This window comes from Dyella sp. AD56, from assembly GCF_002878475.1.
GTDB lineage: Bacteria > Pseudomonadota > Gammaproteobacteria > Xanthomonadales > Rhodanobacteraceae > Dyella.
The window spans coordinates 69,889-82,700 of the sequence record NZ_NRDP01000009.1 but is presented as its reverse complement, the minus strand read 5'-3'; the positions used below and the strand labels follow the sequence as shown (position 1 = coordinate 82,700).

Sequence of the window (12,812 nt, the reverse complement as noted above, 5' to 3'; positions counted from 1 at the left end):
ATGACAACGCGTTGGCCGAGACCATCAACGGGCTCTACAAGGCCGAGCTGATTCACCGCCGAGCACCATGGAAAACCAGAGAAGCGGTGGAACTGGCCACGCTCGAATGGGTGTCATGGTTCAACCACCAACGCTTACTCGAACCCATCGGGTATATTCCACCCGCCGAGGCCGAAGCTAACTACTACCGTCAGCTGGCTTCCGACTTGGTGCAGGCCGCATGATCACTTAAACCAAATAGCCTCCGCGAAAACCGGGGCGATTCAATCATGTAGTCGCAAGTGAGACCACGCAAGGAAGATCAGCTCCTTCTAACGACTTTCACGCTCCCGCATGGGCGTGTATTCGCCCTTCAGTTGATCTGAAAATGAGAAACCAAAAATGAAGTACCTAGTTGGAATCGCACTCTTCTTCACCCTTTCGTTACCCGCCTGGGCTGATGGCCCAGAAGCGGCTCGCAAGCGCCTCGAGCTGAGTATGTTGATTACGGGTACGATGAACCTGGCTGCTGATGGCAGTGTTCGCTCGTACGCGCTGGACGAGGAAGAGAGGTTGCCCGCTGCTGTCGTTGATCTGATTCACCGATCTGCGCAAGGGTGGCACTTTGCGCCTATCTCACCCATTGAAACAGCAGACAGCACAAGCCTCAAGATGAGCTTGCGTGTCGTGTCACATCGTCAGGATGACGGTAACTATGCCATGGCGCTGTCTGGCGCGACGTTCGACGACAAACATCGAGATGACAACATCACCGTACGAGAGATGGTGCGGCCAACCTACCCGTTGAAAGCTCGGCAGGGACGTGTATTCGGCACCGTATACACGGTGCTACGCCTGACTCGTGACGGCCATGTCTCCGATGCGGCTGTGGAACAGGTCAATATCGGGACACTCTCAACAGACAACGACCTCAGGGACCGGCGTGCCATTCTGGCCAAGGCGGCGCTTGACGCGATAAAGCAGTGGACGTTCAACGTTCCCACCGTTGGACCGCAGGCGGCCAATGATCATTGGTTAATACGCATCCCCGTAGCTTTCCATCTTATGCGGCCCGAAGAATCTGAGTCGGACTGGTATGGCCAGTGGCTGCCTTATGTTCCTGGCCCCCAGGAAAGTATTCCATGGCTGGATAAAGCCCAGGGTGGAGCAGACTCTTCCTTGGATGCGGTGGCAGACGGCCAAATCCATCTGATGGATGAAAGCCCAAGGCTCATCACGCCCCTAAGCTCCACCTGAGCCACCGAAGTTTGTTGCGTGGCTGATGGAGCCGGATGAAGCGTCTCCGCTGATTCAGAGGTTAATAGGACGGGTAGCCAAGCCGATGGAAGGTGGGTGACTTGACTGCCCTCCTTCCCGTTGCCCCTAGTGGACGCCTTGCAATAACGGAGCCGGATTCGTTTCCCGACTTGCTATCGATCCCCGAAGTGAACCTGACCCCGTTTTGGTCCGACCACACCTTGCACGCAGCGACCAGCATTGGCGTCGCCACCTATCCCCTGCACGGGCGGAGTTCACGCGAACTCATGCGCGCCGCTGACACCGCGATGTACTGGGTAAAGAAAAACGGTGGCAATCGCGTGCACGTCGCGGCCACACAGGATATTCAGATCTAGAACGTGCCGCGCTTACAACACGCCTCACCCGCCCGGATCCTGCCTGCGTTGTTCGCGCGCCATGCCGTACTTCGCCTGCAGCACCAACCAGTAGAGCGCGGTAGTACGGAATGCGGTGGCGAAGCGGATTGAAGCATCCTCGTTGATTCGAGTCAGATGGAAGTAGAGTTTCCCATCCAAGAAGCTCTACATGAAGAAGTCGAAGTTCAGCGAAGAACGGATCGTCCGCATCCTCAAAGAAGTCGAGGCCACTTCAAAGTGGACAGCCGTTCGCGATAGGCATCCCACGCCTCGAATGCGGCGATCGCAAATGAATAAACATCAAGCGGCCCCATCGTTTTCATAATTGCGCAGCGCCCGGGGCATTCGCAGTATGCATAACTGGCCGGCGCGGTGATCGTTGTGCGCCGCGTGAACGCTTCCGTTCACCCTAACCGAGAGGGTTTCCCAGTATGCATTTACGCAATTGGATTGTTGCCCGAAATCGACCCCTTTTAGCTGTCCACCGTCCGTCGTTTGCAGGCCGGCCAACGTTCCGGCTGGCGTCCGCGCTGCTCCTGGCCGCCAGTTTGTCGCTGCTCCCGATAAGCGGACGAGCACAGTTGGCGAGCCCAACCTATGGTTGGAACCTCGGCAACAGCCTGGAAGCCACTTGGTCGGGTGCGGTACTGCCCACTCAGACGCTGATCAATAACGTCGCGGCCGCTGGCTTCAACACCATTCGCATTCCCTGCGCATGGGACTACAACGCTGATCCAAATACGCATGTGATCAATGCGTCCTACATGGCGACGGTCACACAGGTCGTGCAATGGGCTCAGGCGGCCAACCTCACCGTTATCATTAACGATCATTGGGATGGTGGTTGGTTCGAGGATTCGAACTTCAACAGCTTCGATCCAAACGTCAATGCCAAGCTGGCTTCCTACTGGACGCAGATCGCGAACAACTTCAAAGGTTACAACTCGAAGCTGCTTTTCGCCGTCGCCAACGAGCCGAACGTTACCTCGCAGGCGCAGACCACGGTCCTACTGCAGTACTACCAGAACTTTATCAACGCGGTTCGTGCTACCGGGGGTAACAACGCAACACGTTGGCTGGTACTCCAGGGGCCCGGCGGTGGAAACATTGACGACACCAATGACTGGGTAACGACGATCCCGTCCGATCCAGCAAAGCATCTGGCGTTCGAAGTCCATTTCTACTCGCCGTATCAATATGCACTCATGACCGCCGATGCCACATGGGGATCGATGTGGTACTTCTGGGGAGCGAATTACCATTCTTCGACTCTGACGAACCGCAACTCGACGTCATCCACGGAAGAGTCATACGTCACGTCGGAACTGCAAAAGATGAGCACCCAATTCATCAGCAAAGGGATCCCCGTGCTTTTGGGTGAATTCGGGGCCATTCGCCGCACCGGCACGGCAGGCTTGACGGGCACCAACCTCAACCTGCATCTCGCGTCACGGACGTATTTCGACAAGTATGTTGTCGGTCAGGCCAACAGTCTCGGCATTCGTCCGGTGTACTGGGACGATGCCGACAACGGCACAGGCAATAATGCCTTCGGACTTTTCAATCGGTCCACTGGGGTACTGAACCGTACCGATGACGCCCGTGCCTTGACCGGCGGTGCGGCGCTTCCGCCTCCGGGCGGCTAGTTGGCTGCTAGCCAGCACTATCCGAATGGTGACTACTGACAGGATGCTGGCAGTAGTCACCTTGTACAAAGCCTCCTTGCGATTCCTACCGAGATCGAAAAGGAGAAGTTCCATGAAGTTTGCATCCACCCGGCTAATCGCCCGAGACATTCATGCCGTCGTCGATTTCTACGAGAAGTTGACCCATCGAAAGGCGGAGTGGCTTGCACCTGTATTTGCGGAGATCGTCACGACGGGTGCCACGCTTGCGATAGGCAGCGCCGAAACAGTTGCACTCTTCAAAGAAGGCACGGTCGAGCCAGCCGCCAACCGCACGGCCATCATTGAGTTTCAGGTGGACGATGTGGAGGCACAGTTCTCGCGACTCAAAGATGAGCTGGAGGTGGTCCTTGAGCCGAAGATGATGCCCTGGGGCAATCTCACGGCGCAGTTTCGGGATCCCGAGGGCACCATTGTTGGCTTGTACACGCCGATAACCGAAGAAGCCAAGAAACGATTTGGTTCGCGTTAGTCAACATGTAATGGCGTGGAATGTAGCGACTGCTTTGCGGGAAAAACGTCCGCCTCCGACCCGAAGCGAGCAATTTCTATGTGGCACGCTGCATTAAAGAGGCTTTAGATCACCCACAAGGGTTGGCAGTAGCTCCGATACGGTGGGATGAATGGGCACGGCCCATTCCAAAGTGTCGACCGTCTGATCCGCGTTCATCATATCAATCACGCCATGGATGGCTTCATCGCCGCTCACGCCAAGAATTGCGGCACCAAGGATGCGCCGCGTATCGGCGTCGGCAACCACTTTCATGAAGCCTTGCGTTTCGCCCCGTTCAACGGCGCGACCAACACGCGTCATGGGGCGTTTCGATACCAGTAGTCGCTTGTCACTCGCTCGCGCCTGTGCGTCGGTCACACCAACACGCCCCAATGGCGGATCCGTAAACAGTGCGTAGCAAGGGATGCGTGCTGAAACACGTCGCTGCACACCATCAAGCAAATTGGCAGCGATGATTTCGAAATCGTTGTAAGCCGTATGCGTGAAAGCACCCCGCCCGTTGCAGTCGCCCATGGCCCAGATGCCCGGTACGTTCGTGGCGAGCATATCGTCGACGACGATGTAACCATGGGCGTCGGTTCTGACGCCGGCGCGCTCCAGTCCAAGATCGTCCGTATTTGGCCGACGGCCTACGGCCAGAAGCACATGGCTGGCTACGATCTCTCTATCGCCGGACGTGCAGTCGACTTTCACGACGGCGCCTTCGGCATGCGGCGCAAAGGCAATACATTCCGCGTTCGTTCGCACGGTAATACCCTCAGCCTCCATGATGCTTTGGATCGTTTCTGAGACGTCCTCATCTTCGCGAGCAATCAACCGCGACTGACGTTCCACGATGGTGACATTGCTACCAAAGCGACGAAACATCTGTGCGTACTCAAGACCGATGTAACTGCCGCCGATCACGGCGAGGTGTCGCGGAAGTGCAGCAAGCTGGAGTATCGATGTATTGGTGAGGTAGTTGATATCGCCGGTGCCAGGCATGTCCTCGGGTACTCGCGCACGGCCGCCGACATTGATGAAGATGCGCGGCGCGGTGATGAGTTCGCCGTTGACACGCAAGGTATCGGGGCTTTCGAAGCGGGCATGTCCACGCAATACGGTCAGGTGCTCCATGCCATCGAGCCAACTTTCCACGTTACCGCGGGATGTCTCTGTCACCTTATGCGCCCGTGCCATGACGCGCGGCAGGTCAATGCTCACATCACCATTCAATACGACACCATAATCGGCAGCCCGCCGTGCCTGATGCGCAACGCGCGCACTGGCCACCAGGGTTTTGGTGGGCATGCAGCCGGTATTGACGCAGGTACCGCCGAAGAAATGGCGCTCCACCAGTGCCACCTTCATGCCGCTAGCAGTCAGGCGGCCGGCCAGGGGCGGCCCGGCTTGGCCGGCGCCGATGACGATCGCATCAAAAGCGTTGCTCATGGCTGCACCGTTGATAAGCAGGATCTACGGCTCATACATCCTCCTTGTTTCGATTTCTATATCGAACCTTGTCGTGCAGGGCGCAGCTGTAAGTCTTGAGACACCTGAAGCGGCCGCCTTTGATTCGCGCCGTTGATCACACTACTCGCTCAACCCACTGAGCACGCCAAGCAGGGGCGTCGAATGGATCGGCAAAATACTGAGTCTCGTGTGACACCTTTCCATCCCGGAACTGCATGATGCTCACGGTGTAGACGGGCTTGCCTCCATAGGTAATCACATACTCGGTGACCCAGAGTTCGCCCTCTCCTACCATGCGACGAATCATGAACCCCGAAGGTTTTCCTGGGTGATGGCTACGAAGCAATTGAAGGTTGTGCCGACCGTGAATGACTTCACCGGACTGGGGGTATTCGCATACGGCATCATCGTGATAGATCTCATGCTCGGCGACTTGATCACCTTCAGCCGATGCAGCCCAATGCCGATCCAAAGCCTTCTGGATGTTATTCACTTCCATCATGGGCCTCCCATTTGGGTTCGCATGCTTACGACGCCAACGCTTGGTACGTACCTGACCCATGAGTCGAGCGACGTGCTACACACGAGGCGCTTGGACAGTTCGCTACGTTGCGCCTAGCCCAGCCGGCACGCAAGTGCTTGTGGCAAACACCGGCAACATCGGGCTAACCTCTCGTCCCGATCAAAAACATTTAATAGTCGGTAAAACCTTTGGCGCTAATCACCCTCCCACGCTGTGCCGCAGGCAACCTCCTGATCCGGCCACGATGGCCAGCACGTGTTGTCCTCGTCGACACAGCCGCACTGGAGATACTGCAAGATATCCAGGCGGGACTACCGAGCAACATTCAACTCGTTATAACGCGTGGTTTTGAGCCAGGAGCCAGCGGACTCGGCTTTGCTCGCCGCCTGTTCCGGCGCTTTGGCGTGTTTACATTTGCGATGCTCTACCCGCGCAGACGAAATGAGATCGACGCCATATTCGGAAGCAACGGGCATGACGTGGATGGAACGCACGTCGACTTATCTATCTGTTTGTCTGGAAGACGCATCCGTCTCTTACCATTTGGCGTGTTCACCCCTCTCTGGCTGCAGCGACAGCGATCGAGTCGGATTATTGAATCACTCACTATCGTCCAAGCGGCCATTTCGCATGCTGGCTTTGATCTCCACGTCAACGCCACCGAGCGCTTACAGATGCACTGCGATCTGCGCAACGGATCAGCCGCCCGGACATCAATCACACACTCTAGTAGCTGACAACGCCCCGGTCCCGCCCCCACACTACCGCAGCACTACGCCGATTCACGCCAATTTTTCCGTACAGTGTCGCTATGTGATTGCGCACTGTATTGCGCGATAGCTTGAGCGTAGCCGCCATGCTTTCGTCATCGTTACCCTTGCAGATCAGCGTGAGAACCTCGCGTTCACGCGGCGTCAAATCTGCTAACCCGAGCGTCACTTCGCTTCTCTTTCCGCCACCTCGCACCTGGGCCAATTTCTCCATCACACTTTGCGTAAACCAAGACGCATCCTTCATAACGGCGTCAATGGCTTCTACCAGATCCGTTTCCGACCGCTTGCGTTCAGTGATGTCTTGCATGACGCAAAGCACGCATTCTTCGCCTTGAATCAGCACCGTTTCGGTGGAAAAAAGGCAATCCATGGTGGTCCGGGATATGGTTTGCAAGGACACTTCCAGATTCCGGATAACGTCACCAGCGCCCAGCTTGTTCAAGAGCGAACGATGATGCTTCTCAGCCTTCCATAGGCCCAAGTCACTCAAGGACGTGCCAGCGACCTCTTCCGCCGCATAGCCCATCCCCGCCAAAAATGCAGCGTTGACTTCAAGGATGCGTAACTCAGGCAGTCCACATACCATCATGGGGACAGGAGCAAGACGAAACGCCTTGGAGAAACGTTCTTCGCTCTGGACTAAAGACGTTTCCGCCTTCTTGCGCGGATCAAGATCGATAAAAGTGAAGAGCATGCATTTCTCTTCCTCAATCTCAATCGGCTGGCCGGCCACGATCACAGATTTCTCCGTATTCCTTTCGGGTAGCTTCAGCACGGCCTCCCGCTGGGAAATGGTTCGCCATTCCTGCAGATATTGAATGGCTTCGTCGCGGTCATCGGCGCTATCGAGTACGTCCAATTCGTAGATGGAGTGACCGAGTACCGCATCTCGGTCATATGTGGTCATCTCCAGGAAGCCTTGATTGACCTTGATGTACTGCAGACTCGATAGCTGACATATCAATGCTGGCGCAGGGTTGGCATTGAATGCGCGCTCAAAGCGATCCTGGGCGCTAAATTGCGCCGACAGATCCTGGATGATCAGGACCAAAGATTCATGGGATCCCTTGGCGTCAGTGAGAACGAGACTCCGCACTTGGTGGATCCGGAAGAAATCGGGATCATCCGGTTTTGTCACCTCCACCACGACATCGGAAAATAGTTGGCCATCGAGCACACGCTCGATTGGATACTGTTCTGGCTTTAATCCGTGGTGGTTTCGATACGTCAGGATGAACTTCTCTTGGTACTCGTTCGCTTGAGTACCCAGTTCTGCCACGGCATCGACACCGTGCATCGCAAGCGCTCTCTCGTTTGCCCAGACGATTGACCGATCCGGATCGATCAGCACAACACCCTCGGCCAGTCCGGCGATGAGTTGCTCTAGCTGATGACGATCAACTTTTGGTGTGGGGGCCGTTGCATCCATAGAGGTCATCGCCCTGTGAGTTTCGTCATATTCACGTGGCGCGGGCAGTCCGCGCAGGGACTAAAAGTACTAGGTCTACTGGTGCCGCTTGATCTGTTCGCCACACATTGAACCGCATAGGTTCGATACGCCATCGAATTTTCGGTGGCGCGTCTATCTTCGGAGATGAAACCCTATGAATACGACCCACAAATCGGATTCGCAGCATTCGGATGAACGCAAGTCAGGCCAGCCTCAACGGGATGACAACAAGCAACATTCGGAGCATTCCAAGCCTAACGAGCCGAAGCAACCGAATCGGCATGAACAAGATCATGGTGCAACGCATAAAAAGTAGAGCGTTGGTGACTCCCCTCATTTTACGCAAAGAAGGAAGCTCCCCATGCGCCCCTTATTCACCCTATCGTCACTGACATTAGCAGGTCTTTTGTTACTGGGAAGCGCGCTGGACCGTCACCAGGTGACGTATGCGCAACCTCAAGACGCCAGTCGGGCGGATTCGAGCCAACCCACCACGGATACGTGGATTACCACCAAAGTGAAAGCGGAGTTGGCGACCACTGACGGGATCAAGAGCACCGACATTTCCGTCGCAACACTGAACGGTAACGTCAGTCTCACGGGTGTGGTCGCAAGCGATGTAGTGGTGAAGAAGGCCGTGGCCGTCGCCCGCAGCGTCAAGGGTGTGACCGCCGTGGATTCCTCTGGCCTTAAGGTCAGCAACTAGTCGATTGATCGCGCGACAGGCAACGCCTGGCGCACACAATCTTTGCAGGAGATTCAATCATGAACGATGACAAGATCAAGGGTCAGTGGAAACAGCTGAGTGGCAAGATCAAAGAAAAGTGGGGCAAGCTGACTGATGACGATATGAAGGTGGCCGAAGGCAACACCGAGTATCTCTCTGGAAAGCTGCAAGAGCGCTATGGCATAGCCAAGGAAGAGGCGCAAAAGCAGATCCATGAGTTTGACAAGACCCTGTGACAAGCCGCCGGGCCGGAGGATGGCAACCCGCTGTCCTCCGGCTGGCGACGTCATGCTGTCCGCACCCAACTGAATCTTTTCACCCCATCGTTTCTATAGAGACGGGAGAGTCACATGCTCTATTGGGCCATTGTGTTCTTCGTTATTGCCATCATCGCCGGTGTCTTCGGCTTCACCGGTATCGCCGTGGGCGCTGCCAGCATAGCCAAGATCATCTTCATGGTTTTTATTGTTCTTTTTATTCTCTCGCTGGTTTTCGGCAACGTTCGCCGCGGCGGCCCACGGCTTTAGGTCGCGCGTTCCATGTTTGATGTGGCACTCATGAAAGCAAGAACATCTCGCCTATCGAGGCCGCTGCGTACTGCCTCTGTGATCTCGAAGAACGGGGTTGGAATAACCTGATCCCGTTTGAGGGGGACGCAGTTAAATAACCCGCGTCACTCAGAGCTTGAGGTAGATCTTCCGACGATCCATGACGTAGACGATCACCCACCACACCGCGACGAATACCACGGCAAACGCCAGCGATGCGACGTATGGCCCTGCTAAGGGCGTGAGCCAGCTGGCGAATACGTGCTGGTAGAGCGGGTTTTGGATATGCAGGCCCGGCAGCAGGATCTGCATCAGTTCGGAGCCCGCGTAGGCTGCGACGGCGTTGACGCCGAAGCGGCGGCCAATGGCCGGCCAGCCGCGTTGATCGATCAGCATGTGGAACACCACCAGCGCGATGGTGGCCCAGCCGGCGGTCCATAGCACGAAGGACGACGTCCACAGATTCTTGTTGAGTGGCAGCACCAGCGACCACGCGAATCCGAGCAGCAGCCAGACGATACCGGAGAAGGTCAGCGCCTTCATGTTCTCCTCGCGCAGCCACTGACCGGCGCGCAGGCCGAGCAGGCCGGTGGCCAGTGACGGCAAGCAACCGAGTAGGCCTTCTGGATCGTGCCCGCGTCCGGTGACCGGATCGATCAGGTAAACCGTGTGGCCGAAGATGGCGAAGTCGGTACGGCTCACGATGTTGGCAAACGGCTCCAGCGTTCCACCCGCAAGCAACAAACCCCAGTAGCCGAGCAGTAACACGGCAATGGTCGCCCACTGCACGCGTGGCTTGGTGTAGATCGCAAACAGCGCAGCACCCGCGAAGCACACGCCAATGCGCTGGAGTACGCCAGGGAAGCGCAGGTGCGCGCCCGGCATGATCAACCACGCCAGCACGTTGATGGCGACGCCAAGCAGGAGGATGCGCGCCGCGCGCTTGAGCGCCGCACGGGCAAGCGCGGATCTGTCAGCACCCTGCTCCATCCGCGGGCCGTTAGCCAGCGCGATGGATACGCCGACCACGAACAGGAAGAACGGGAACACCAAGTCCGTTGGCGTACACCCGTTCCACTCCGCATGTTCCAACGGCCAATAGACGTGAGCCCAGTCACCGGGATCATTGACCAGCAACATCAACGCCACCGTACAACCCCGCAACGCGTCGACCGACGCGAGGCGCTTTAGCACGGCATTCATGGCGCTGATTTATCTGCCGGCAGCAGCGTGACCGCACCCACGCCCCAGATCGGGCCGGTAATGGGCGAAGTGAACACCAGGCACAGGTCATGCGTACCGGCCTGTTGTGCCGTCGCGCCTTGCAGCGTGAAGGTGGCGGGTGCATCCGCAGGCAACGGCAGCGAAGCGATCGGCTTGCCCTTGCAGCTGTCCATGTACACGACCAGTTCGCCCTGCGGCGTGTTCGCCTTGTGCGCCACCACCAGCTTGGCGTCGTGTGCCAGCGCGTAGTTGCGCGGCAGCGTAGCGGTATCCACGCGGATACCCGCGATGCCATCGAGCTTCGCTGCGCGGTACATGCGGCAGTTATCGAACACGTTGATGAGGTAGGTCGGCGCCATGCTGGTGGCATCGGGCGTGGGCTGCACGCGCAGGCGGAAATCGCTGCCCGAGCAGTTCTCCAGCTCGCCCGTGCCGCGCGTGCGCAGCGACGGCAGGTCGAGCACACGCGTGCGCGCCGCGGCCAGCGGGGTACTGTCGTTGGCCAGCGCCACGGCCTTGATGGTGGTGGGCAGGTTTACGGTGAACGGGTGGACGTACAGCGGCGACGATGCACCGGGCTCGCTGCCATCGGCGGTGTAGTGCACGTTGCCGAACTTCGCCTGGTTGGACAGCGTCACGCTGGCGTGGCCACTGCTAATCGCGGCATTGCGGTCCACGTCGATGGTGGGCGCGAAGGCGCTGTCGGCATAGGCGATGTCTTGCATGCGATAGCGACCCAATTGGGACGGAAGCCGTTCGAGGAAGCTATGCCAGTCGCGCACCTTCGCGGGCGTCCACGCGGCTTCGGCCAGTGCGTCCATACGTGGGAACGCAGCGTGCTCCACATGGCGTAGCGTGGGCATGTGCTCGGTGAATATCGTCGCCTGCATGCCGAGTACGTGCTTGGCTTGCGTGGTGCTCAGTTCCTTGGGCACCGCTTCGAATGTGTAGTAGCTCTGCAGCGACATCGACGGCAGGCGGCCGGTGGTTTCGTCCGGAAGATCGCTCTGCATCGAATCGAGATACAACTGCGGCGCGGGTGCCAGCACTACATCGTGACCCAGCTTGGCTGCGTCGATGGCACCCTTGGTGCCGCGCCACGACATGACCGTCGCACTCGGGGGCACGCCGCCTTCGAGGATCTCGTCCCAGCCGATCAGACGACGATCGTGCGCGGCGAGGTACTTGCCCATCTGCTCGATGAACCAGCTCTGCATCGCGTCTTCGGTCTTGATGCCAAGCGCACGCATGCGCGCTTGCACGGCAGGCGACGCCTTCCACTGGTCCTTCACTGCCTCGTCGCCACCCACGTGGATGTAGGTGGAGGGAAACAGCGCCATCACTTCATCCAGCACGTTCTGCAGGAAGTGGATGGTGTTGTCGTCGACGTTGTAGAGGTAAGGGTTGACGCCCCAATCCGGCGATACCGGCGGACGTGTGCCTGTCACGCCCAATTCTGGATACGAGGCCACAGCGGCTTGCGCATGGCCGGGCATGTCGAGTTCGGGCACCACGGTGATATGACGCTCGGCAGCGTAAGCGACGATGGCGCGGATATCGTCCTGCGTATAGAAACCACCGTAGCGTCCCGGCTGGCTGGCTTTGCTCACCGTGGGCGGCGTGCGCCACGCGCCGATGCGCGTGAGCTCGGGGTAGCGCTTGATCTCGATGCGCCAACCCTGGTCGTCGGTGAGATGCCAGTGCAGCGTGTTGAGCTTGTGCTGCGCCATCTGGTCGATCACGGTGCGCACTTCGTCCGGCGTCTGGAAATGACGCGCGGAATCGAGCATCAGGCCGCGCCACGCGAAACGCGGCTCATCGCGGATATGCACGGGCTGCACGCGCACGTCGCCCTCGCCGGGCATCGGCGTGAGCAACTGCCATGCGGTGATCGCGCCGTAGAACAAGCCCGCCTCGTCGCGGGCGACGATACGGATGCCCTGCGGAGTCACGTCGAGCGTGTAACCCTCGGCGTTCGCCACCGGCGCCTGCGGATCGCGCTTCAATACGATGGCGCCAACCTCGGGCGCACCCGTCTTCACTTGCAGCGAAAGATGGCGCGTATGCGCCGCGAGTGAGGCGAGGTATTCCGCGGTATGGCGTGCCTCGGCGTCGCTGCCGTCGACCACGATGGGTGTCTGCGCATTGACGGTGAAGGCTTCCCCGGACACGGTGAGCTGCGCCGGCATGGGGATCAGGTTCACCGGCGCCGCTGCGCCATGGGCGAAAGCAGTGAGCCCACACAGGGCGAAGGCCAGCACGTAGCGTGTTTTCTTCATCGT

At 58.1% G+C, this 12,812-nt stretch carries 14 protein-coding genes; 8 read left to right on the top strand and 6 right to left on the bottom strand.

Features of this window, described 5'->3' with window-relative positions; genetic code table 11:
- From DyAD56_RS08165 to DyAD56_RS08155, 3 genes are all read left to right on the top strand, one after another.
- Positions 1–224 (top strand): integrase core domain-containing protein (locus DyAD56_RS08165; RefSeq protein ID WP_146010469.1); only part of this gene is annotated, 224 nt, incomplete at its 5' end.
- Between the two features lie 157 nt (positions 225–381).
- On the top strand, positions 382–1,236 hold the full coding sequence (locus DyAD56_RS08160) for an energy transducer TonB (RefSeq protein ID WP_102302266.1): 855 nt from the start codon (positions 382–384) through the stop codon (positions 1,234–1,236).
- Positions 1,237–1,337: 101 nt separating this feature from the next.
- Entirely contained in the window at positions 1,338–1,613 is a 276-nt protein-coding gene (locus tag DyAD56_RS08155) for a diguanylate cyclase (protein WP_233202337.1), read from the top strand.
- Positions 1,614–1,637: 24 nt separating this feature from the next.
- Here the strand turns inward: DyAD56_RS08155 and DyAD56_RS23875 are convergent, their stop codons facing one another.
- On the bottom strand, positions 1,638–1,793 hold the full coding sequence (locus DyAD56_RS23875) for a hypothetical protein (protein WP_158241293.1): 156 nt from the start codon (positions 1,791–1,793) through the stop codon (positions 1,638–1,640).
- A gap of 272 nt (positions 1,794–2,065) precedes the next feature.
- On the opposite strand from DyAD56_RS23875, the gene DyAD56_RS08150 reads away from it, so the two are divergent.
- Both DyAD56_RS08150 and DyAD56_RS08145 read left to right on the top strand, forming a co-directional pair.
- Positions 2,066–3,280 carry a glycoside hydrolase family 5 protein gene (locus DyAD56_RS08150; RefSeq protein ID WP_102302264.1) on the top strand — a complete coding sequence of 405 codons (1,215 nt, stop codon included), beginning with the start codon at positions 2,066–2,068 and terminating at the stop codon, positions 3,278–3,280.
- Between the two features lie 112 nt (positions 3,281–3,392).
- On the top strand, positions 3,393–3,791 hold the full coding sequence (locus tag DyAD56_RS08145; RefSeq protein WP_102302263.1) for a VOC family protein: 399 nt from the start codon (positions 3,393–3,395) through the stop codon (positions 3,789–3,791).
- A 93-nt stretch (positions 3,792–3,884) separates the two neighbouring features.
- Here the strand turns inward: DyAD56_RS08145 and DyAD56_RS08140 are convergent, their stop codons facing one another.
- From DyAD56_RS08140 to DyAD56_RS08125, 3 genes are all read right to left on the bottom strand, one after another.
- On the bottom strand, positions 3,885–5,264 hold the full coding sequence (locus DyAD56_RS08140; RefSeq protein WP_102302262.1) for an FAD-containing oxidoreductase: 1,380 nt from the start codon (positions 5,262–5,264) through the stop codon (positions 3,885–3,887).
- A 136-nt stretch (positions 5,265–5,400) separates the two neighbouring features.
- Positions 5,401–5,787: a nuclear transport factor 2 family protein gene (locus DyAD56_RS08135; RefSeq protein WP_199178919.1), complete on the bottom strand. Its 387-nt coding sequence runs from the start codon at positions 5,785–5,787 to the stop codon at positions 5,401–5,403.
- A 747-nt stretch (positions 5,788–6,534) separates the two neighbouring features.
- On the bottom strand, positions 6,535–8,010 hold the full coding sequence (locus DyAD56_RS08125) for a PAS domain S-box protein (protein WP_102302271.1): 1,476 nt from the start codon (positions 8,008–8,010) through the stop codon (positions 6,535–6,537).
- Between the two features lie 382 nt (positions 8,011–8,392).
- Between DyAD56_RS08125 and DyAD56_RS08120 the strand changes: the two genes are divergently transcribed.
- The 3 genes from DyAD56_RS08120 (at position 8,393) to DyAD56_RS08110 (ending at position 9,285) form a co-directional block, all read left to right on the top strand.
- On the top strand, positions 8,393–8,737 hold the full coding sequence (locus DyAD56_RS08120; protein ID WP_102302261.1) for a BON domain-containing protein: 345 nt from the start codon (positions 8,393–8,395) through the stop codon (positions 8,735–8,737).
- 59 nt (positions 8,738–8,796) lie between these two features.
- On the top strand, positions 8,797–8,994 hold the full coding sequence (locus tag DyAD56_RS08115) for a CsbD family protein (protein WP_102302260.1): 198 nt from the start codon (positions 8,797–8,799) through the stop codon (positions 8,992–8,994).
- 114 nt (positions 8,995–9,108) lie between these two features.
- Positions 9,109–9,285 carry a DUF1328 domain-containing protein gene (locus tag DyAD56_RS08110; RefSeq protein ID WP_102302259.1) on the top strand — a complete coding sequence of 59 codons (177 nt, stop codon included), beginning with the start codon at positions 9,109–9,111 and terminating at the stop codon, positions 9,283–9,285.
- A 150-nt stretch (positions 9,286–9,435) separates the two neighbouring features.
- Here the strand turns inward: DyAD56_RS08110 and DyAD56_RS08105 are convergent, their stop codons facing one another.
- Positions 9,436–10,509: a heparan-alpha-glucosaminide N-acetyltransferase domain-containing protein gene (locus tag DyAD56_RS08105; protein ID WP_102302258.1), complete on the bottom strand. Its 1,074-nt coding sequence runs from the start codon at positions 10,507–10,509 to the stop codon at positions 9,436–9,438.
- Positions 10,506–12,809: a family 20 glycosylhydrolase gene (locus DyAD56_RS08100; protein WP_102302257.1), complete on the bottom strand. Its 2,304-nt coding sequence runs from the start codon at positions 12,807–12,809 to the stop codon at positions 10,506–10,508. The genes DyAD56_RS08105 and DyAD56_RS08100 overlap by 4 nt, the downstream gene beginning before the upstream one ends.
- Positions 12,810–12,812 lie beyond the last annotated feature (3 nt).